Here is a 23,125-nt window from a genome sequence, read left to right on the forward strand (position 1 = left end):
AGAAATAATAAATATTTTACTTGAAGCTAACCTCTGATTTATTAAGCATTAAACAAACGTGATTCTATTTTATAAAACCCCATGTGTTAATATGTATTTTTGCGTACAAGCACCTAAGAATTATTAATCACACACAAACTATTTATTATTTAAAAATCACCCTGTATTTCTATTAAAAATATATTTATACCATGGTTACCCTATTTTTATTAGAAATAAAACCCGTCAGGTACAGTAAATTGTTAATGGCGCAACGGAATGATTTAGTGAGTTTATTTGAAACTATGTTTACTAGTAATTAAATCATAACAACTTAAATAAACCAATTGCTTGTGCATTCCATAAACTTATATAGGTAGAATCTAGCATTAATTTGTAAGTTTGGTTTTGATTTTCAAATTTATTACTATTTAGTCCTTTAAAAACTGAGTAAAACCTTTATTCTATTAAAATACTTAAAAATAAATTAACCACTTTGTGTGTGTTTTCCGTATTTTCGGGAATGAACCTTATCTTTTATGTATTAAAGACAGAATCAAAAAGCGTTCCCTGTGTTCACGGGGATAAATGGCGTGCTGTCAAAAAAAGGCATATCAGCTCAGTGATATGCCTTTAGTTTAATTAATTGATTTAAAAGTAAGTCGTGATCCCGGCACGGAATGTCCTTCCCGGCGAAGGAATATAACCCAAGCTGAGAGGCTGGATATAATATTTGTCGAAGACATTATCCACACCAAACTCAAACTCGACATGTTTATTCGCCCTTGCGGTCAGGGAGACATCTGCCACTGTAGCGGGTCGCCAAATAATGGGTGACAGCAGGAGAGCGGAACCTTGCCCCGGTTTTGCTGCGGGTACAGATCTTTGACCATAATGTGAAACTCTTGCATTGATGGACATTTTGTCATCAAAGAATTTTCGTGTCAGATCGAGTGATACAGCATATTTAGGAGGAATATGATTAGTGGCGTAATCTGAAGGGAGACTGCGTGCGACACAGCCTTCATTTTCAGTACAGAATCTGACTTTCGTGTAGTAATTCATAGATAAACGAGCATCAAAATGATCACTGTGGTAAACACTCGCCAATTCCAATCCTGCGAATTTCGCGGCTTTAATATTGCTGATGTACATACTCCAATAATCATCCATCCATGACCGATTGATATAGTCTTTTACCCGGTTATCAAAGTAGGATATTTTGATATCGAAACTGTCATTGTCGGCAATCACATCCAGGAAGCGTGATGTCAGCCCTAATTCTATATTTTTTGAAATTTCAGGTTTTATATGGTCATCAACACTCATCAGATAACCACGAATACCTTCAACCATTGATGGAAAGCGTGGTGCATAGGCATATTTGGCATGTAGTGCGGTTGTATTATTAAGTTCAAGCTTAGTGCCTACCCAATAACCGTGGGCATGATCTTGTTTGTTGTTTACCTTTCCTGAGGTCAGTTGTGGTAACCAGGCGTTACCTAGATGGGATGGGCTATAATCTTCTACCTGATAGGATTTGTAATCCCATCCACCCATTAAGGTAAAGCGTTCGGCAAGCATATAGCTGCCGTTCAGGAAAAGATGGCCTTCCTTACGCTCTCCTTCCCGATTAACGGCATACTCCCATTTTCCTTTGCTTGGGCCAGTGCGTTCACGGATAAAACTGGCACCGTAGTTCAGTTCAATATCTTGCATTGAAAGCTCAAATAATGAGGTGTTACTCAGATTTATCCCTACTGTACGCATGAATTTTTTATCACCGAGGGTATTATTCGAAGTTCGGGGACGATCGTTAACCCGTGTTTGCCACACGCCTATGTCCAAATTAATCCAAGGATTCGATGCCGGCTCCCATTTATAATTGAGGCTGTGCCTGTTCATGTTGAGCCGTGTCAGTGGACCCTGATCCAAGATCATGAAAGTTTGGCTCAAGTTTGCCATGTCCAAGTGCTTTCAGACCATTATCGGGAGAGGTTCATATTAGTGAGGTTTTGGATTCGTTGCTTGCGAAAACACAAGTTATTTCAGATCCGTTTGAGCAATCGTTTTTTATAATGGTTCACTTGCCATATTTACAACCTTTTGCAGATATAAATAAACGAACTTCCCGCTTGGCTGCTAATTTGCCGTTGCTCCGTTCAAACCTATGCCCGTTGACCTTTCTGGATGTATCAGAAGAGACATATAGCCGTGCAATGCTCGGTATTTATGAAATGACCAGAGTTGAATTGCGACGAGATCTCTACCTATGAGCTTACGAGCGTTCTACCCAAGAATATTTGGCTCTTAGGCAAGAAATAGCAGAACCAGACCCATTAAGATTGCAATATCGAAATACCGTCAAACAAATTGTTTATCAGGTTATTGTGACTCTGGAAATGGATTCAATTGAGGTTATAGATAAATTAATTTCCAATCAATTAAGTCCATCTGAACGTGACACGTTATAAGGCATTGGTTATTGAGGAGTTACGACGATTACATGAAGGTGTTCTGGCAAGGTATGGTCTCCGGCCTTCACAATTTGAAGAATGGAAGGGAAAACACAGATAATCTTTTCGTTAACTTAATTAAATTAGTCGTTCATCTGTAAAAATATCTATATTAATCATTATATTAAGTTATTTTTGTTAGTAAATTAATCCTTTCACTATGTTATCGCATCAGGATTTCAGCTTGTACCGCTAAAGACTGAATACAATTCTCATATGATTGTATTGACATCGCTAAACACCCATCAGTATTTTCATCTCAACTTGGTCAGACATTATATGCAGGGTTGCTGGCATCAATGAATCCTTGATGAAACGGCACACATTTTTAACTTATTTATCAAAAAGATGGATAAGATTGGTCACGTTATCAAGTTGTTCCTTGCAATACGATGTCGCTTTAATGCTGGTTTGTGCTTAAACAGATAAACCGGAAGTTTATCTGTTTAAGTAGGGCATATTTATACAGGATTATCCTAAAAAAACAGAAAGTAGTATTTTTTTGATCTAAATTTTCGCATTATGTTCTAAAAGCAGGCAAAAAAAATGTTTAAGTAAGGATTTTAAATGGAAATACCAATTTATTTTCAATACTGGGGTAAGGCGAAGCGAACATCAGAAGCTGAGAGTATAGATTATCATCTACTTCCTTATCATTGCTTGGATGTCGCGGCTGTCGGCATACAGTTACTTTCTTTAGAAAGATCGCTGACTAAAGATCTCACTAATTTTTTAGCGTTATCGACAAAGCAGTTACAAAGTATTGTCTCTTTTGTACTGGCGTTGCACGATATTGGTAAATTCGCATCTGCTTTTCAAAAATTATTTCCTGGTCAGTCAGCCGGTCTGTATCGACCTTATTGCTGCAAAGGCTATGATGGAAGTTATTTTTGTCATGACCGTATGGGGCTGTATTTTTGGGAAAATATCAAACCGAAGTTGCTTGAAAAGCTGATTAATATTGAGGATATTAAACGGAGAGAACAGCAAGAGATTTTCGATACCTTAATGGTGCTGATGGACTGTGTATTAGGACATCATGGTCAGCCAATAGATAAAACAGACTATAAAGCTATCGAATATTTTACCGAACCTCATAATCTCGATGCCGCCACACTCTTTGTTCATCATTTAATGGACTTACTCCAACCTGAGTTTCCTATTGAAAAATTACAATCCAAAGAATGGCGACGGCGATTAGAGCAAGTGAGCTGGCAGTTTGCTGGTATTGCGATATTGGCGGATTGGATTGGTTCTGATAGTCACTATTTTGTATATCAATCTGAACCTATGCCATTAACAGATTATTGGCAACGTGCTAAAACCGTGGCAAAAAAAGCGGTGATGGCGACAGATTTAGGCAAAGCGCCGGTAGTAAAGCCATTTATTTCTATTCAGGACTACTACGGTTTTGCGGCGACGCCATTGCAGCAGTGGGCTGAATCAATACCTGTAGATGATTCTCCTCAACTCTTTATTTTAGAAGATGTTACCGGTGCAGGAAAAACAGAGGCGGCATTAGCGCTGACACATCGTTTAATGCAAATAAAAGCAGCCGATGGTTTTTATTTTGGTTTGCCTGATATGGCGTCGTCCAATGCCATGTTTAACCGGATTGCTGAACATTATCAGCAAATGCTATCAACAGACGATGGCAGTAAACCAGGTATTATTTTGGCTCATGGTGCACGAGAGATAAATGATCAATTTCGTGAAGCCATTCTGGCGTTAGGTCATTCAGACAGAAATTATGGTGAAACAGATATCACCACTTCAGCGCAGTGCAATCAATGGCTAGCGGATCCACGCAAGAAAGCATTGTTAGCACCTGTTGGAATAGGCGCTATTGATCAGGCTTTATTGGCTGTATTACCCAGGCGTTATCAGGCACTGAGATTATTTGGGCTTAATCGTAAGGTATTAATCGTTGATGAAGTTTATGCCGCTGATGAATTTATGTTTAATTTATTGGAAAATTTATTAGCTCTGCATCTTTACCAAGGGGGTTCGGCTATTTTGCTGACAGCGACACTGACCCTGAAACAGCGTCAACGTTTAACCGATATTTGGTTGAACGCCGGTGGATTGAGCTCACAACTATTGCAAAAAACGGATTTTCCTTTAGCGACAAAAATAAGCTTGAATGCCATATCACCCGTTATTGAACAACCGTTATCAAGTCGAAAAGATGTTAACCGGGAAGTCAAGGTTGATTTCTTAAATAGCTTTGTCTGTTGTGTTGAAAAAGTATTGTCTGCGATTGTACAAGGGCAATGTGTTGTTTGGATCCGAAATACAGTAGACGATGCTATTGAAGCTTATCAGACATTGCGAAGCTTGCTCACTGAACCTGAACGTTGTCTGTTATTTCATAGCCGGTTTGTATTGCAACACCGGAAAGAAATTGAAAATCATGTAATGACTATTTTTGGTAAAAATAGCCATAGTGAGATACGCCGCGGTAAAGCGTTAATTGCTACACAAGTATTCCAGCAAAGTTTGGATGCTGATGCCGATGTGATGATTTCAGATATTTGTCCTATTGATGATCTGATTCAGCGAGCAGGGCGTTTACAACGCCATACTCGTGATAGTGATGGCGTTTATCAACATGGAATTAAAGATTCACGTCCTGCGCCAATACTCTTTATCCTCGCGCCTGAGTGGAAGGAACAGCCCGAATCAGATTGGTTAAGCCATAATTTCCGCAGCACACAATATGTTTATCGCTCGCCTGCACGTTTGTGGTTAAGCATGCGTGTGTTGAGAACGCTGGGTGCAATACGTATGCCTGCGGAAACCCGTGAGTTAATTGATGCGGTTTATGGTCATGCTTATGAGCAAGCGCCTGAAAAGTTAAAGCGCCAGGAAAATGTATTAATTGGTGAGGAAAGAAGTCAGGAAGCCAAAGCGAAATCTTATTGGTTGCAGTGGCAATTATATGGTTATTGTGATCGAAGTGCTGATAATTGGTATGAAGATGATGCCGATATTCATACCCGCTACAGTGATATTGAAACCGTTGAGGTGTTATTACTGAAAAAGACTGATTCAGGACAACTTGTACCCTGGGTAAATTCCGCTGAATTTTCAGTGTCATTGAGTACAGTTACATTATCTAAAAATAAGTATGCGGATAAATTAGCGCCAATTCCAAGGAAATTAATTCCCGCTCTCAATGCATTACAACAGAGATATCACCAAATTAGATACTTGCAACCTTGGTTGCCAGAACAGGACCCAAACTTTACTTATTCTTCAACAATGGGCTTTTGTGAAAAATAAAAGCAGGAGGTGTTATGAACTTAGTTCAGGACCCGTGGTTGCCTTTCCGATTACGTGATGGTAGTGAAAAAGTACTGTCCATTAATGCGATATGTGACCATGATGTTATGGACTTTGCTTTACCAAGAGCTGATTTTCAGGGAGCGGCTTGTCAATTTGCTATTGGCTTATTGCAAACGGTTTTTGCGCCGGAAGATCAATATCAATGGCATTCCCTGTATGAAACATCGCCTGATAAGAAAACATTACAACAAGCTTTTGCTAAAGCTGAACATGCTTTCAATATTACCGGTACAGGGCCCCTTTTTATGCAGGATTTTGATCCTCTGCAAAAGGTAAAATCAACCACTGTCGCTGGACTGTTAATTGAAGCACCAGGAGCCAATGGTTTAAGGCTGAATACGGATCATTTCATTAAACGAGGCATTGGTGATGTGATGTCTCTTGAAATGGCCGCTTTGGCGCTTTTTACCTTACAAATTAACGCGCCATCAGGTGGTGTGGGGCATCGGGTCGGGTTGCGGGGGGGAGGGCCACTAACCACATTAGTGCTGCCGGGCCAGGCTGACGCGACACTATGGCAAAAACTGTGGTTAAACGTCATTAACCGAAATCAATGGCATTATTCAGAACCTGATTTAACCAGTGCTCAGGTTTTTCCCTGGTTAGCGCCAACAAAAGCAAGTGTTAAGGAGGGGACAGAAATTTATTTTTCAGATGTTCATCCTTTGCATATGTATTGGGCAATGCCAAGACGTATACGTCTTGTGGTGGAAGAGAAGGAACAAATTTGTAAAATTTTAGGCAAGCATTCTGCATTAACTGTTTCTGAATATCGCACACAGAATTATGGTGGCAATTATTCAGGTGATTGGTTTCATCCATTAACGCCCTATAAATGGGACCCCAAAAAATCAGCAGAACATTTATCTGTTAAAGGTCAGCCCGGAGGCGTGACCTACAAAACGTGGGATACTTTGGTATTTAGCAATCATGAAAAAGGGCAACGCTGTGCGCCGGTAGTGGGCCATTTTTATTCTTTATGTCGTGATTTTGCTGAACTTCAAAGTGCCATGCCTTATTTGTGGGTGTTTGGCTACGATATGGATAATATGAAAGCACGTTGCTGGTATTCCGTTATCATGCCGCTGTTTTTTGTCTTACCTGAACAGCAGGAAGATATTCTGTGTCAAGTTAAAGATCTACAAAAGCTGGCAACCACGATAATTTGGTTATGCCGAAACCAAATAAAAGCGGCTTGGTTTGAAAAGCCCGCAGAGGTGAAAGGAGACACTTCTTTTATTGACCTTGCTTTTTGGCAACAAAGTGAATCATTATTTTTTTCAGTGGTTCATCAACTTATCGACAATGCACGTTCGAATGATCCTTTTCTTACCCCGGAACAGGCCAAACATTGGCTCAATACCTTGCGTCATCTCTGTCTGGATTTATTTGATGAACATGCCGCTTTATTTGAACTTAGTAATGAGCGTTCAATGGCGAAACGTATAAGAGCACGTCAGCACTTAATCATGGGGTTATATGGGCAAAAAGCTTTAAGAGAGATCAAAACATTTATTACCAATAATCACATTAATTCTGGCAAAGAGGAGGTGTAATGGACAGTAAAACTGAAATTATATTATTGCGTTGGTGGCAAAGTATGTCTCTGTCACCAAAACAGTTAAAAGAGAAAGATATTGTTCCATATCCTCCTCTTTATAAAGCCCAGTTAAAGCGCTGTGAAAATGTTGAGATGGCGATGTTAACTGAAGGTTTTCGGGCTTTATGGCTCAGTTTACCTGACGAAATTAGCTTATCTGATAATCCGGTAAAAATAGAATATTGGGCCACGATGGCAGCGGTATTAGTTTATGTCAGAAACAACAATAGTATTAAATTGGCAGTAGCGGCGGGTAAGAAAGGAGGGGGGAATAAACCGATTGTCAGTGAATTGCGCTTTTCACAATTACAAAATGCGAAAACACCGAACGAGTTATTACATCGATTACGTCGGATCCTACAGCAAGTAAAAGGCAATGTTTCTGTACTGGCTTTAGCTCAGGATATTGAGGAGTGGTTTGCTGAATATGGGCAATTACGACCGTGTAAAGCAGATAAGCGTATCAATGTAAAGTGGGTGATGGATTATTACTGTGCTGCCAGTAGTAAATGGGTTGATTTATCAGATTCTTATTAATTAAATTTAGGAGAATGACTATGAGCCAGTTTATTCAGTTACACCTATTAACCTCCTATGCACCATCCAATCTTAATCGTGATGATTTAGGCCGGCCTAAAACAGCGAAAATGGGGGGGTTTGAACGTTTACGTGTGAGTTCTCAAAGTTTGAAACGCCACTGGCGTACTTCTGAATTATTTGAACAAGCGTTATCAGAGAATATTGGTATTCGCACAAAGCGCTTTGGTATCAAGGTATTTGAAGCTTTGATCAGTGCCGGCGTGAAAGAAAAATCAGCTAAGGCATTGGCGGCAAATATTGCCGGTGTTTTTGGCAAAACTAAAAAAGATGCGTTAGAGACTGAACAATTGGCACATATCAGCCCGGCAGAGCAGCGGTCTGTCATGTCGCTGGTCGCGGTGCTGGCAGAAGAAGACCGGGCACCAACATCGGAAGAGCTTAATTTGTTAAAAGCTGAACAAACCGCTGTAGATATTGCGTTGTTTGGTCGAATGTTAGCTTCAAGCCCTGCATTTAACGTCGAAGCCGCTTGCCAGGTTGCTCATGCGATTAGTGTGCACAGTGTTGTCGTTGAAGATGATTATTTTACGGCGGTGGATGATTTAAATGATGGTAAGGAAGACACCGGTTCGGCCCATATAGGAGAATCGGGTTTTGCGGCAGCGTTGTTCTACAGCTATATCTGCATTAATAAAACGCAATTAATAGAGAATTTGGATGGTAATAAAGCGCTTGCTAATAAAGCGATTAAAGCATTGACAGAAGCGGCGGTGAAAGTCTCACCGACGGGTAAACAAAGTAGTTTTGCTTCTCGTGCTTATGCCAGTTTTGCTCTCGCTGAAACAGGGGAACAACAACCACGTTCTTTATCTGTCGCATTTTTAAAACCAATTCATAACAGTGACCAAGGCCCATCGGCAATTCATGCATTAGAAAGCCAAATGCACAATATTGATCAGGTTTACGGTGCGTGTGCCGATGCCCGCTATAAATTCAACACATTCACAGGGGAAGGAAGTTTGACAGAGCTGCTTGAGTTTATTACGCAGTAATGGGGGCAAAATGAAAGCATATTTAGTCTTTCGATTATATGGCCCGATGGCAAGTTGGGGCCAACCTGCGGTTGGCGGGGAAAGGCCAACTGGATCATATCCTGGCCGATCTGCGATTTTGGGATTATTAGGGGCCGCGTTAGGCATTCGACGAGATAATGAATCTGAACTAGCAAAATTACAAAAAAGTGTGTTGATTGCAATTAAACAAATTGTTCCCAGTTCTTTAATGCGTGATTACCATACGACGCAGGTACCAACGCACGAGAGTAATGTGATTCACCAGAGCCGTAAAAGTGAATTAAGTTCAGATAAACTGAATACCATATTATCTAATCGTGACTATCGCTGTGATGGTATTTGGATCGTTGCCATTGCATTAACCCAGCGAACTGCTTTTACGCTGGAACAATTACGGGATGCTTTACTTAAACCGGTATTTGTCTTGCATCTTGGACGTAAATCTTGTCCACCAGCTTTACCTCTCTGCCCTAAATTAACAGAGAGATCGACATTAAAATCGGCGTTGGATATCTCTTTTCCACCACTGATTCATTCTGACAAGGAAGATAAGTTATGGCTGGGAGCAAATGGTCTTGTTACTTACTTTTGGGAAGGAAAAAAAGATGAAATTATCGCTTCAAATATCTTAATAAGCCATCCTTGGGATGAGCCAATCAACCGGGGTCGTTGGCAATTCAGGCAACGTACCATGTATCAACTTTCTATCGGGGAGGATGTTAATGTATTTGTCTAAAATTACACTTCGGCAATCAGGACAGACAGCAAATATATTGGCGAAACTTGGTGCAAATGGAGTTTATACCTCTCATCAATTGCTATGGAAATTATTTTCTGAAGACGTACAGCGTCAATTTCTATTCCGGCAAGAAATCGGAATAATGGGATTACCTGTATTCTATGCTTTATCTAAAACATCACCTCAAACGCAGTCACCGTTATTTGATGTTGAAACGAAATCATTTTACCCTCTATTGTATGAGGGACAGCGTTTAGCTTTCAAATTACGAGTTAATCCAACAATCTGTGTTACCGATCCTTCTGGAAAACGCCGGCGTCATGATGTCTTAATGCATGCCAAGTTTCAGGCAAGACGGCAAGGTGAAACTGAACAGGGAAAAATAAAGACCATGATGGAGGATGCTGCCCGTAATTGGCTCTTGGATAATCGTCGTATGCAGCAATGGGGTATTCAGTTTGATGATTTACTGAATATTGAAGGTTATACTCAGCATCGAAGCGTAAAAAGGAAGGGACAAAAAATCCAATTCTCCAGTGTCGATTTCCAGGGACTTCTGACGATTACCAATGGTGATTTATTCTTGGCACAATATACAAAAGGTTTTGGTCGTTCTAAGGCTATGGGGTGCGGATTGATGTTAATCAGAACAGTATAATGGCATTGACTTAATTTAAATTTATTTCTGTTAAGGATCGTAATACAGTCGCCTTAAGGGTATTTTGATTGTTGAAGATGGTTCATTTATGTTATTAGGAGTTCGAGTTAGCAGAGTAAAAGGCGAGATGACTAACTAATGTCTTCATGCTGCGATATCCTATCGCGTTGGGTGCAGTCGCTACTCTAAAAGTACTGATAAAATAATTACTGTGTTCCTCACATCTGTGGGGATAAACCCGGATTTTGGTATACATTTGCACCAGGAAGAATATACTTCCTTTGCTTTATGGGATAAAACGCTATAATTAACCAATAAGAGACCGTGTTGGTGAATGTTCCTTGTGTCTACGGGGATGAACCAAACTCTATAAATCTTATTAATGAACGAATTTACATGTTCCCTATATTGACGGGGATAAACCGCGTCATGAGTGATGCTTTAGTAAATTTACTAAAAGTTCCCTGTAATTACGGGGATGAACCTAGCAGTGCTCCTAATAGCATAAAGCCAGGAATGAGTTCCCTGTACCATCGGGGATAACCCGTATAAGAATGGCACTGATGATTAGCTTTACCTATGTTCCCTGTCTCTGCGGGGATAAATTGTTTCAACATGTTAAAAACAGTTAAAAAAATTTTCCCTGTGTACGGGAATGAACCGAACTGATATTGTTGTATCTCTGGCTTGGAAAAAGGTTCCCTGTATTACTGGGATAAACCGAACAGTTAGCGATTGAGTTAGCGGAAACATACATGTTCCCTGTTCATTGGGGATAAACCGCTAAATACAGAACCCTCTTCGTCTGTTGTAACTGTGTTCCCCGTAACTTGAGGGGATGGACCGTCATCGGGGAGGAAAATTCCCGCAATAGTACCAGAATTCCCCGTGTCTACGGGGATTAACCAGATTCAGGTTTTGTGGTAGTAACAGAGTGAAACGGTTCCCCGTACTGACGGGGATAAACCGATAATAGAAAAGATACAGATAATCAATATGAAGTATTCCCTGTGCTTACGGGGATAGAGTGGCTGTATGTTGTTCATTGAGTACCTGCAAATAATCCTCACTGGTCAGGTTGCTGATGTTATCGCCGTTTTCTAAATGTGTTTTCAGCCAATGAGTAATCTGTTCCTGTAATTTCCCTCGTGGCTTATCCAGCTTTATTGCCAGCTTACCGTGGTTTTCCCATAAATCACTACTGATCACAAATACCTTCCCTCTCAGGGCATAATCGGAATGATGCCAGGCATGCGATAAATGACTACCGAGGACGAAAGGCCGCTCATTCCCACCTTGACCGCAATTCTCAGGGCGGGAATAAATCTGGGGTTCAGGGGTATCAATCATTAATTCACTCACTGGTGTCAGAAATCCTGACCAATCGCTAATTATCATTACCGGTAATAACTGACTGAGAACACGCGCATCCATACTGCGCAAAATCACTTGCCTCTCCTGCAATATCACCTGCTGGCGCGAACGCCAGTGATTAAGCTGTTGGGTCCATAAATCCTCACTGCGGTAAGCCCAGCCCCAACTGTTATCGCTCAGGGTTTTGCTATCAAGCAGATGACCGATGACTGACAGATAGCTTGACTTAGGCTGAACCAGCCAGGGGCTTTGTGCCAGCAGGTGATCCATCGGTGTCCCGCTGTATAGCGGAAAAGCCTGTTCTACCCAGTCGTTTTTGTAAAAGAGAGTGACAGGATCCGGCTTTGCCAGTGAATTGAGTATAAAGAAAACGGGTGGCCTATTAGGCGCTGTCAGCCACTGTTGCCAATTAATAGAAATGTTCATGCATCCTCCTGATTATCGATAATCAAACTAGCTTCCAGTTGAGCCTGCACAGCACAAAGCGGTTTGGCTGGAAATTTAACACCCGGCAGAGGCGCAACACCCTCTGGCAATTGCAGAGACAAGCCTCGCCCGGCACCGGCAGAGCCTTGCCCGACGGATAAATTTGGGGAAGTCAGAATACCGCCAGGAGTTAACCGAATAAAATGGCTGCCGACTTTTAAGGTGATTTCTGACGCCGCTTCCAGTACGATTTTACCGCCGCTTTTCAGGTGCGTTTCCTGACCGCTTTCAGCGACCAATGCTTCCCCGGCCTGTAAATGCTGACTGCCGGTGATACGGTGCGATACATCCCCATCGGTACTGTATTTACCGGAACCGGCGATTTTCCGGTGGTCATCAGCGCGGATTTCACTGTAACGGTTATTGTCGATCCGCTGTTTATGGTCGTGTTTAATATGCCAGTAAGCATCATGCTGAATATGGGCGGTCAGATCTCTCTGCCCGTGCAGGTAAATCTCTTCCTGGTCTTTGGCATCCTCAAACCGCAATTCGTTAAAGCCTTCCCCTTTGTGAGTCCGGGTTTTAAAGGTAGTACGGGTTTTTTCGGCGGGTAAATTCAGCGGCGGCCGGTTTAAGCCGTTGTAGGTGCAGCCGGTGACAATCGGCCGATCAATATCGCCGTTCAGATAGGAGACGATAACTTCCTGACCGATACGGGGAACCGCCATAAAACCGTAACCGCTGCCATTCCAACCCTGTGCGAACCGTACCCAACAAGACGCGTTTTCATCGGCCTTATCATAACGATCCCAGTGAAAATGGATGCGGATACAGCCGTCTTCATTGACATAAATCTCTTCCCCTGCCGGGCCCGCCACGGTAGCCACTTCATCACCATCTGCCAGTGGTTTGTAGCGATATAGCGCTCGCCAGTCCTTATAACCGGAAATAAAACTGAATTCATTATGCAGATAACTTCCTGATCCGCCACGGGTTTCTTCCAGCGCCTGCGGGCACTTGCCGTAATGATGAATGGTCACGATTTGCCAGCGGGTGTTCATGGTATCAACCGGATGTTCACTGAGATCAAAGATTTTACCGGGCATCAGTTTAAAACAGTTGCTTTGCCCGCTGCCCGCCTGTTGTTGATTCTGGACTGCTTGCTGACGGCGCTGGACAAACGGTTTCGCCTCCGCGTCTTTCTGAAAACGGCCGTAGCTTTCAAAGATCGCGAACAGGGTTTCTTGCCCCTCAACACGAGGATCGACATTGGCCCGGTGTGTCAGGCGGTAAGCGGGGTTTTGCGGATTTCGGTCTTTATAGATCACCCGTTGCGGGGTCATGGAGACCCCCAGACGCACTTGATTAACCACATTCATTTCAGTGGCGACTTGTCCCTGAGGATTGTAAACCAGCGGTAAATTGGCCGTCATGCCTAAATGGCAGTCACTGAAAAACAGTTTGTCGTCTTCAAACCAGAAATTCAGTCCTTCTTCGGCGACTAACCGGGCGAAAAAGTCATAATCGGACTCGCGTTTTTGCGTCACATATTCGCGTGTGTAATGAAACTCATTGAGTTGGGAATCGGCCAGAATAAAGTGTTTTTTCAGCAAGCTTTTTAGGATTTCCGGCACGCTTTGCCGATGATAAATCCGGCTGTCCTGATTCAGGGTCATCCGCCAGAGCGCAGGCCGGACGGTGAGGTGATAAATTGTGCGGTGAGTATGGGTGTCACCCAGTACCGCCTGGGCGATAATGCCGCTGACCTGACGTTGTTCAACGCCGTTAAAAACTACCCGAAATTTCACCGATTGTAATAACAGTGACTCCAGATCAATATCGGCCCGTTTACTGACCAGGACTAAAGAGAGAGTAAACAGTTCGGATAATTCTTCCTGTAAAGAGAATTCAGCTACCGCAAATGTTTTCTCCGGCAAATCGGTAATCTGACAGAGAAAATGTAATCCATCGTTCATAGGGACCTCTTATTTCTGGTGTTGGTGTTTAGGTAAATCGGCTCATTTTGGTTAGCACAACCTGAGATTAATGTGATTAACAAAACCAATAAACATTGTTTGATATTTATCATGGTCAGTTTTCCTGATGAGATTACTTTATATATCGGTAATCGACTTCTTGGGTCTGAGTTTCAATATGCCCGTTGGGATACTCAACCCATTCTTTTTCTCTAGTCACGGTGATTTTCGGTATTTTGGTTTCATCCAATTTAGGCTTAAAGGTGATTTTCCATTCCTTTCCCGGAACCAACGTTAATCGAAAGGGGCGCATTCTCACTTCACCCTGTAAGAATATTCTGTTCGGATGTTTCTCAACCATCTTCAAAACAGGGTAAATAATGGGACTGTAATTAATGGTATTCGATGCTGCCGTTTCGCTAAGATTTGTTCGCTCTGCATCGTTGATAAAAGCGGTTAAACCCGTTCCTCCACCTCCTTCATATATAACAACGTCTTTCATCAGATGACTAACATCGGTATAACCCACCGATACAAAGGCCCGGTCAATTTTCCATTTACACCAGCCTCCGCCATTGAAAGGTAATTTCGCCTGAAAGTAACCCGTTTGTGGATCGGCCTTCACACTCAGACGTAATCCGTGATAAGTCGGCACCTTATAAAGGGACATGTCAGCATACCATTGATATTTTAGACAATCTTTTGAGATATACACAGCAGACACATTCGGTTTTGTGTATTTTGGTGCAACTCCTTCTACCGTGATCCACTGATTCTCTTTGGGGGGAGAAAGCGGCTCATTTGGGTTAGCGCAGCCTGAGATTAATGTAATTAACAAAACCAATAAACATTGTTTGATATTTATCATGGTCAGTTTTCCTGATGAGATTACTTTATATATCGGTAATCGACTTCTTGGGTATTGGTTTCAATGTGTCCATTGGGATATTCAACCCATTCTCCTTGTTTGGTCACAGTGACCTTCGGAATTTTGGTTTCATCTAGATTAGGCTTAAAAGTGATTTTCCATTCAGCTCCAGGAGATAATTTCAATCGAAAGAAACGTGTACCTACTTCACCCCGTAAGAATAGGCGTTTAGGAAGTCCCTCAACCATTTCCAGAATAGGGTAAATAACAGGTCTGAAATCTATTATATTCAATGCATTAATCTCAGTACCATAGTTTTGTTTTGCATCATTGATAAACGCAGTTAAACCTGTTCCTTTTCCTCCCTCATTAACAACATCTTTCATCAAATGACTGACATCAATATAACTCACCGATACAAAAGCCCGGTCAATTTTCCATTTACACCACCCTCCACCATCGAAAGGCAACTTTGTCTGAAAATAACCTGTTTGAGGATCGGTTTTTACATCTGGATGCAATCCGTGATAGGTCGGCACTTTATAAGGTGACATGTCAGCATGAAATTGATATTTAATACATTTTTCTGATTTGTACACAGCGGACACATACGGTTTTGTGTATTTCGGCACCACCCCTTCTACTGTGATCCACTGATTATCTTTTGGAGGTGAAAGTGGTTCATTTGAGTCAGCACATCCTGAGGTTAATATAACTAACAATACCAGTAAGTATTTTTTTATATTTATCATGATCAATTTTCCTCAATTCCTACCCCGTTATCCGTATAGCGTAATAAGGCCAACGGACCTTGTTTATCCTGTTGAGTACAAATCAATGCTTGTGTCAACTGATGATCCATCTGTAAAAATAATGCATCCCGTTGCCGAATACCTTGAACAATATCGGTCCTTTCATTCAACGTTTTTTCAAATAATTGTTCTTGATCCCGGAAAAAATGGTATTTCTCCGGCGCAACCAGTTCGGCAAGCCGTGCGCCAATATAACGAGCATATTTCAATGAACTGTGATCAGGGAAACCCAGCGCATCTTTTAAGGTCGGGTTTTCATTCAATGGAAACCATTTAGCTTTATCTGCCTCACTGATCTGTTGAAAAAATTTTTTCTGAATGTCCCCGGCATCCTTCAGATTATTTTCTGTTTCACTGTTTAATGACGGAACTAAATACAATTTTGTTTTGGTGGGTAAGGTGGTTCTGAGCCGTACATGATTACTGGGGTTACGTTCTTCCAGCCATTCAATAACCAGATTGATTTTACAAAAGTGCACTATTTTTCCGTGATGCAGAAAAACTTCACCGCTGTTGGTAAAGTCCAGCAATTCAACAGGGCTGAATAGATAACCCAGTGGTCCCCAACAATTATAAAGCCAGTTATCCAGATTTTTTTCCGGGGGCACAGCAGGAACCGGATCATCTTCATTGACATGACGATAATGGGTGATATCCGCCAGTTCCCGTACCGCACTAACCGTTAACACTCGTGGCATTCCGTAGCTATAGAGACAAGGATCATGTTCTTTCAGTTGTGCACTATGCAATAATGCCAACGCACCGCCTAAACTATGACCACAAATGAATAACCGTTTGTTTCTAACCAATCTGACTATATCAAGGAATACTGCTGTAGTTTCATCATTGGGAATTGTCAACGTTTCAACCAAACTAAATGCTTCCCAGAACCCTTTATGCACTTTACCGCTGTGAATAAACCCACTGCACAATGCTTTCTCATCACAACTTAATCCCAAAGGTTGGTACGTCGCATCCGTAATAGCATCCGTCATACTGGCCGTGCCTTTCCAACTGATAACCACATCACGCGGGCTGGCCGCATAAAACAACTGGGTATTACCTCCTACACCATCAACATTTGCTGAATCAATAAACTCCACCCGAGAATAACGTTGACTAAACGGCACATCATAAACCACAGGCGTTGCCGATAATTTCTCAACTTTATAGGGCAGCGTTGAAACATCCACCATTTGCCGATTAAAAAAGTGAGTCACCGAGCCTTCAGTATCAACATCACCACCGGCATAAGCCAATACGCTCATTAAACACTGGTTATACGCATTAACGATGGAATACTCTTTTTGATGATGCAACTGCAAAACCCAGGCTCGAAACGGGCATATTTCCAGTACATACCGTTGATTTAATGGATGAACCGTGTAGCCACTTGGCTCAGGGTCCGGAAAATGATAGGGAGGCGGAATTTTTTTAGGATCATGCCAATCCTTAATCACCGGCAACCCATCACTGATCTGCCCGATAGTTACATAGTGATATTGATGACCGTCAGCTTCGGCTTTTGGCTTCACCATCGACGCCGCTTCACCACGTATTTCCCGCAACGGGCGCTGTTCCATCTCATCGGCCAGTGATTGGGCATGGACATACAATGTCACTGGATAAGCTGACAGGTCTTCTTCCCTGAGCACCCCGAAACCATTGGTTACTCCCTGACGCACATAACCCGGGGTTCCGTGACTGATCAAATGATAAGGCTGGTTAACCAGCGGCTTATCCTGTTCATCTACCAACTGAAACTCTACCCAGTGTCTCAAATACTTCTTACAATCTATACACAGAAGCGGATCTGATATACCCATTGGTTTAACTTCCTTCTTTTAACATTAAATATAGGGACGCAGTCCGAACATCATCTCTTGAAAGTCCCACAAGATTTCTCCCGTCTGACCATCAATCACCTTCATCATCAAAAAAGCGCCCATGCTAATGAAAACCGTCAGCAGGCGTGTCACCACCAGGCTGAACTGATACATCTCCCCCTGATTGGCAAAACAATCCGGGTTCAGGGTCAGGATAAGCTGGTGGCCCCGCACAGGAACGCCTTTGTCCAGCCTATCTATCGGGATGTTCTCCAGCCGGACGATACCGCTAATATGTGACTGGAGACGTCGGCTTAATACCTGATCCGGGGAAAAATCAAATATTTTCAGAAACTCTTGTAACGGGCGGGTTTGAAATATTATCCAGGGCGAGCCGGCAAAGCAGGAAATCAACGGCCAGGCTGATCTTTCCTCTATCATGGAGGGATAACAGGCGGAAACCGGGGTGATATTGCTGACCGTCAACCCGGTGGCGTTTTCTCCCGCCAGATTGATATCGCCGATGCCCAGGTCAGCTGCCTGAGACTGATAGCCGGTAAACTGGCAAAAAATGGATTGCGACGGCAGGTTATCCGCCGCTTTACCATGACAGTCAAAGAAACGCAGCTGATAGCGGGTATGCTGCAAAATATCGCATTCCGTATTCAGCTGATAATAATAAAGAAACTCCGCATCCGGCATAAAATGGGCGGTTGGAGTAAATTCTCTAATGGGCAGATAGCGGTAGGGTTGCCCGCGTTCCAGCTTCGGCTCCGTCGATACGTAAACGTGATCCAGATTGAACAGCCGTTCTGTCGGATTTAATGGGATTTCATAATCGCTGATGCCACTATTCACCGGGATTGCCGCACTGGTCATCGGCTCCAGTTGTCTGACCGGCACGCAATCCAGCAGAAAGGTTTGGGCAATATCAGTCAGTTCCAGACTGCCTTCAAACCGCAAAATCAACTCGAATGTCCGGTCAGCGTTCAACGCCACTAACGAACGCCCCCCCGAGATATCAATCGTCACAAAATCATGCACATGCGGGAAATAGTAATATTCCGTCATCAGTTGCAAAATGGAAAACGGTGAGTTTTCCCCGGACGGAAGAATGGCAACCTGCCGCTCTGTCCCCCACAACGCCGATACCGGGTAGCTGTCACGAAGCGTGACGGTTTTACCCTGCGTCCGTAACTGAATATCACAGAGATGAAAATCAAGCCATAAAGCTAATTGCGCCGCCTGCTCACGATCACGGCCCAAAAAGAAATGCAGCGGCTGACTTCGCCATTCCAGGGTATTGCCCGAACAGCGCAGCGTTAACGTTATCTCACTGTACTCGGCGGTGGCGCTCAATTGCCGGTCGATCACCGTCAGCGGTTCGATATGCAGGGGACAACAGGTTTCAAAACGGATTTCCTGCCCGCCTTCGCCAGCAAAAACCGACGTCCCCGCCGGCAGCGTTGTCGCCCCCAGGTGATGACCTTCCTGCGGTGAAAATTGAACGAGACTCGTCGGCGGTAACGGGCGCAACGCTTGCGGCCAAATATGCGTCAACATATTTAGCGTCACCTCAGGAAAATCATCCTCAATTTTGTAACGTAGACGGGAAGCTAACAGGGAATAAACCTGTATTGCTCGTTCAGCATCCGGATCACCCGCCCCCTCGGACAAAAAACCGGCCAAATGAGGGTGTGCTTTTGCGGCTTCCTGCGCCAGTTGCCGCATATAATTCAGTTCTTGCAGGAAAAGCGACATTCTTCTATTCATCACACGCTACCCTTATCTATTTTTTACCTGAAAAAGTGTCTGTGAGGCGATCAACGTGGCACCACACGAGGTTTTCATGCCCTCCAGAGCAAGCCCCTGTTGATGAGTCCCCATTGCAGCCGAAGTGCCTTCCGCAATAGTTTGCTCCCCGCCGCACTTTGGACAGGACACCGGATCGTTAATCCGTGCCACCCCTTTACCCAGGATCTGGAAACTGTCATCACCCGCTAAAACAGCGCCGCCATGAGAGGTTTTATCCCCTTGTCGTATGATATTTTTCAGCATAAATATTCCGCCAGGAATGGAAATAATTGAGCTCGCCACCCTAAAAATAAGGTAGCAAAAATCCTATTACCACAGACAAAAGCACAGCGCTATGCAGTGAGTAATAAGAAATTGAACGACAGGAAGACAGCAATGTATCCCAATCGATTAATCCCTTTGAATAGAGGGAACAGAAGTTGAAATTCCTTTCATACTGCTCATATGACGGAACGTAAGTAATAATTATTAAACTTTCATCAGATAGCAAGCGTTTTTTATAAATTTACAAAAATATAAATTTGTCAGAAAGTGTTAACAAACTCAATATGCATTGAATTATCGTCAATCATATGAAGTGTAAAAATGATAAGAATAATCCCTTTTCCTGAGAGGTATCCTCGATATATAAAGCAGTCTGACATTCACTTGCTTTTCAAAAAAACCATCAAGTAAAATATTCAATATATTGATTTTTAATTAAAAAATATCTTTATCACAACTTGCTATGGTGACCAATAACATCCTCTATTTAGTCGTTTCATTAATCACTAAGAACCTATCCCAATAGGCGTCATGGTTGCAGGCAATTCGAGTACTGCCCAGGTTAAAAACGGCAAATAAAATAGCCCTGTTGTGATAAGCCGTCAGTCTGAATTCAATATCGGGGATATTATTCTACCGGGGAACGCCAACAAGCGTGAAAATCATCCCATCGGTAATAAGTATTAATCTGAGGTTATCTTATTTTTGCATTCATTCTTATGGAGAAAAATACAGATAATTTGAGATTGGTTGCCATGCAGAATGCAATTTATGCCAAAAACAATGCCAGTTTTTAAGAAAGGCATAGATAAAACAAAAATAGATACCAATGAATTCCCATCCCCGTGGACACGAGGAACAGTATTTGAAGTCAATTGAATTATCGCTTCATTTATGGTTCATCTCCGTGGATGAGGAGAACATACTACTGGGATCTCCAGTAAATCAGTAATATGACAGAGAAAGTGTCATCCATCGTTCATAGGGACTCCTTATTTCTGGTGTTACTTTATGTAACGGGTATCTACCATTTGAGTATCCGTTTCAATGTGTCCATCGGGATATTCAACCCATTCTCCCTTCCCGTCAGTCACCGTGATCTTTGGCATTTTGGTTTCATCCAGTTTAGGTTTAAAGGTGATTTTCCATTCCGCCCCTGGAATTAATTTCAGCCTAAAAGGATATGAATCCACTATACCCTGTAAGAAAATTCTGTTTGGGCGTCCCTCAACCACTTTCAAAACAGGGTAAATAGTTGGGCTGAAATCTATCGTATTCAATGCACGAGTCTCAGAGGCTTCAGAATAATTTGTTCGCGCTGCATCGTTGATAAAGGCGGTTAAACCTGTCCCCACATACGGCTCGGCATTTTTCATCAAATGGCTAACATCGGTATAACTTACTAATACAAAGGCCCGATTGATTTTCCATTTGCACCAGCCTCCACCATTGGAAGGTAATTTTGCTTGGAAATAACCGGTTTGCGGATCGGTTTTTACATCCAGTCGCAGCCCATTATAGGTCGGCACTTTATGAGGTGACATACCTGCATCAAGTTCATATTCAAGACAATCTTTTGAAATATATTCTGCCGACACATGCGGTTTTGTGTATTTCGGTGCGACACCTTCCACTGTTATCCACGGCCCTTTTCCAGCAGATGAAAAAGGAAAAAGCCAGTTGAAAAAGGTATCGCCTAACGCCCAGTAAATAAAATAAAAAAATAATAATAACAGCGTGGTTTTCACTATTTTCATACTGAAAGTTCCTTTCCATCGCAGTAATGTTGTAAGGCCAGTGTTCCTTGTCCTTCCTGCTGGCTTACGATCAGTGATTTTATTAACTGTTTGTCCATATCCAGGAAATAGAGATTACGATAGTAAATGTTGTCAGGGATAAGCATCTTATCACTATCCATTTTCGCCTTAAATTGACACTGACTGTCCTGATAGACCGTAATCTTATCCGGTTCGCATAACTCTCTGAGGCGCTTATCAATATAACCGGCATATTTATACGAGCTATGATTAGAAAAGCCAAATCCCCCTTTTAAATCAGCGCCTCTATTTTCAACAAACAGTTTATCTTTTTCTTGTTGACTGAGCTGATTAAACAACGCATTTTGCTGCTCACCGGCCAGAGAAAAATCCTTTTCTGTTTCCGGGTTTAATTCAGGAATTAAATAGAGCTTTGTGGTGTTATTCAAGATTTCTTTAGCCACACCTGTTATAGGGGAGAGATTCCTGGCGGAAATCAGCCATTCCGGGCAACTGTTGGCTTGAAAAAAATGAACAACTTTACCATGATGCCAATAGATTTCTTGACTGGCAGTCGCTTGTTTAATAGCTTTAACAATCGGTGACGGAGACACCAGCTTCATTACTTCCCACTCGTACCCCGCTGGCACCCAGTAATGGAAAAAACCATTATCCATATCCTGCTCAAAGGGCACAGCAGGAATGACATCATCTTCATTAACATGGCGATAGTGAATAATAGAAGACAACTCTTCTACCGCACTACGGGTTAATGTTCTCGGCATCCCGTAACTGTAGAAGCAAGGATTGTGTTCTTTCAGTTGTGCACTGTGCAGTAATGCCAATGCTCCCCCCAAGCTATGGCCGCAAATAAATAACCGTTTGTTTTTCACCAAATCTAAGATATCTCTGAATATTTCTTTGGTTGTCTCACTGGGGACTGTTAACCGTTCAACCAAGTTGAATGCCTCCCAGAATCCTCCGCCGCACTTTGGGCAGGACACCGGATCGTTAATCCGTGCCACCCCTTTACCCAGGATCTGGAAACTGTCATCACCCGCTAAAACAGCGCCGCCATGAGAGGTTTTATCCCCTTGTCGTATGATATTTTTCAGCATAAATATTCCGCCAGGAATGGAAATAATTGAGCTCGCCACCCTAAAAATAAGGTAGCAAAAATCCTATTACCACAGACAAAAGCACAGCGCTATGCAGTGAGTAATAACAAATTGAACGACAGGAAAACAGCAATGTATCCCAGTCGATTAATCCCTTTGAATAGAGGGAACAGAAGTTGAAATTCCCTTCATACTGCTCATATGACGGAACTTAAAGTAATAATTATTAAACTTTCATTAGATAGCAAGCGTTTTTTATAAATTTACAAAACTATAAATTTGTCAGAAAGTGTTAACAAACTCAATATGCATTGAATTATCGTCAATCATATGAAGTGTAAAAATGATAAGAATAATCCCTTTTCCTGAGAGGTATCCTCGATATATAAAGCAGTCTGACATTCACTTGCTTTTCAAAAAAACCATCAAGTAAAAT

Annotated in this window: 17 protein-coding genes; 7 read left to right on the forward strand and 10 right to left on the reverse strand. The window is 42.3% G+C overall.

Going from position 1 to position 23,125, the window contains the following annotated elements; translation table 11 throughout:
* Window positions 1-630: 630 nt before the first annotated feature.
* Window positions 631-1,944 carry a TonB-dependent receptor domain-containing protein gene (locus C5471_RS11735; protein WP_133813432.1) on the reverse strand — a complete coding sequence of 438 codons (1,314 nt, stop codon included), beginning with the start codon at window positions 1,942-1,944 and terminating at the stop codon, window positions 631-633.
* A gap of 113 nt (window positions 1,945-2,057) precedes the next feature.
* Here C5471_RS11735 and C5471_RS24340 point away from each other — a divergent pair, with 113 nt between their 5' ends.
* The 7 genes from C5471_RS24340 to cas6e all read left to right on the forward strand — a co-directional run bounded on the left by C5471_RS24340 (window position 2,058) and on the right by cas6e (window position 10,453).
* On the forward strand, window positions 2,058-2,255 hold the full coding sequence (locus C5471_RS24340; RefSeq protein ID WP_479687636.1) for a hypothetical protein: 198 nt from the start codon (window positions 2,058-2,060) through the stop codon (window positions 2,253-2,255).
* Window positions 2,256-3,062: 807 nt separating this feature from the next.
* Window positions 3,063-5,780 carry a CRISPR-associated helicase Cas3' gene (gene cas3, locus C5471_RS11745; protein WP_133813431.1) on the forward strand — a complete coding sequence of 906 codons (2,718 nt, stop codon included), beginning with the start codon at window positions 3,063-3,065 and terminating at the stop codon, window positions 5,778-5,780.
* A gap of 14 nt (window positions 5,781-5,794) precedes the next feature.
* Complete coding sequence (gene casA, locus C5471_RS11750) at window positions 5,795-7,399, forward strand: type I-E CRISPR-associated protein Cse1/CasA (protein WP_133813430.1); 1,605 nt, start codon at window positions 5,795-5,797, stop codon at window positions 7,397-7,399.
* Window positions 7,399-7,980 carry a type I-E CRISPR-associated protein Cse2/CasB gene (gene casB, locus C5471_RS11755; RefSeq protein WP_133813429.1) on the forward strand — a complete coding sequence of 194 codons (582 nt, stop codon included), beginning with the start codon at window positions 7,399-7,401 and terminating at the stop codon, window positions 7,978-7,980. Before casA ends, casB begins: the two co-directional genes overlap by 1 nt.
* Window positions 7,981-8,000: 20 nt before the next feature.
* Complete coding sequence (gene cas7e, locus C5471_RS11760) at window positions 8,001-9,035, forward strand: type I-E CRISPR-associated protein Cas7/Cse4/CasC (protein ID WP_133813428.1); 1,035 nt, start codon at window positions 8,001-8,003, stop codon at window positions 9,033-9,035.
* Between the two features lie 10 nt (window positions 9,036-9,045).
* Window positions 9,046-9,792 carry a type I-E CRISPR-associated protein Cas5/CasD gene (gene cas5e / locus C5471_RS11765; RefSeq protein ID WP_133813427.1) on the forward strand — a complete coding sequence of 249 codons (747 nt, stop codon included), beginning with the start codon at window positions 9,046-9,048 and terminating at the stop codon, window positions 9,790-9,792.
* Window positions 9,779-10,453: a type I-E CRISPR-associated protein Cas6/Cse3/CasE gene (cas6e, locus tag C5471_RS11770; protein WP_133813426.1), complete on the forward strand. Its 675-nt coding sequence runs from the start codon at window positions 9,779-9,781 to the stop codon at window positions 10,451-10,453. Before cas5e ends, cas6e begins: the two co-directional genes overlap by 14 nt.
* 1,014 nt (window positions 10,454-11,467) lie before the next feature.
* Here cas6e and C5471_RS11775 read toward each other — a convergent pair.
* The 9 genes from C5471_RS11775 to C5471_RS11815 all read right to left on the reverse strand — a co-directional run bounded on the left by C5471_RS11775 (window position 11,468) and on the right by C5471_RS11815 (window position 22,689).
* Window positions 11,468-12,253, reverse strand: coding sequence for a DUF4123 domain-containing protein (locus C5471_RS11775; RefSeq protein ID WP_133813425.1), 786 nt, complete (start codon window positions 12,251-12,253; stop codon window positions 11,468-11,470).
* Complete coding sequence (locus C5471_RS11780) at window positions 12,250-14,229, reverse strand: type VI secretion system Vgr family protein (protein WP_133813424.1); 1,980 nt, start codon at window positions 14,227-14,229, stop codon at window positions 12,250-12,252. Before C5471_RS11780 ends, C5471_RS11775 begins: the two co-directional genes overlap by 4 nt.
* A 133-nt stretch (window positions 14,230-14,362) precedes the next feature.
* Window positions 14,363-15,097, reverse strand: coding sequence for a hypothetical protein (locus C5471_RS11785; RefSeq protein ID WP_133813423.1), 735 nt, complete (start codon window positions 15,095-15,097; stop codon window positions 14,363-14,365).
* Between the two features lie 20 nt (window positions 15,098-15,117).
* Window positions 15,118-15,849 carry a hypothetical protein gene (locus C5471_RS11790; protein WP_133813422.1) on the reverse strand — a complete coding sequence of 244 codons (732 nt, stop codon included), beginning with the start codon at window positions 15,847-15,849 and terminating at the stop codon, window positions 15,118-15,120.
* A gap of 2 nt (window positions 15,850-15,851) precedes the next feature.
* The gene (locus C5471_RS11795) at window positions 15,852-17,735 is read right to left on the reverse strand and encodes a lipase family protein (protein ID WP_133813421.1); all 1,884 of its coding nucleotides are present in this window, start codon (window positions 17,733-17,735) and stop codon (window positions 15,852-15,854) included.
* Between the two features lie 24 nt (window positions 17,736-17,759).
* Window positions 17,760-19,508 (reverse strand): type VI secretion system baseplate subunit TssF, encoded by a 1,749-nt coding sequence (locus tag C5471_RS11800; protein WP_207627308.1) that lies wholly within the window; start codon window positions 19,506-19,508, stop codon window positions 17,760-17,762.
* A 12-nt stretch (window positions 19,509-19,520) separates the two neighbouring features.
* On the reverse strand, window positions 19,521-19,793 hold the full coding sequence (locus C5471_RS11805; RefSeq protein ID WP_133813419.1) for a PAAR domain-containing protein: 273 nt from the start codon (window positions 19,791-19,793) through the stop codon (window positions 19,521-19,523).
* Between the two features lie 1,025 nt (window positions 19,794-20,818).
* A complete protein-coding gene (locus C5471_RS11810; RefSeq protein ID WP_133813418.1) occupies window positions 20,819-21,571 on the reverse strand; it encodes a hypothetical protein in 753 nt (250 codons plus the stop codon).
* Window positions 21,568-22,689: a lipase family protein gene (locus C5471_RS11815; RefSeq protein ID WP_133813417.1), complete on the reverse strand. Its 1,122-nt coding sequence runs from the start codon at window positions 22,687-22,689 to the stop codon at window positions 21,568-21,570. The genes C5471_RS11810 and C5471_RS11815 overlap by 4 nt, the downstream gene beginning before the upstream one ends.
* Window positions 22,690-23,125: the final 436 nt, after the last annotated feature.

The organism is Photorhabdus tasmaniensis (assembly GCF_011189505.1).
Lineage (GTDB): Bacteria > Pseudomonadota > Gammaproteobacteria > Enterobacterales > Enterobacteriaceae > Photorhabdus > Photorhabdus tasmaniensis.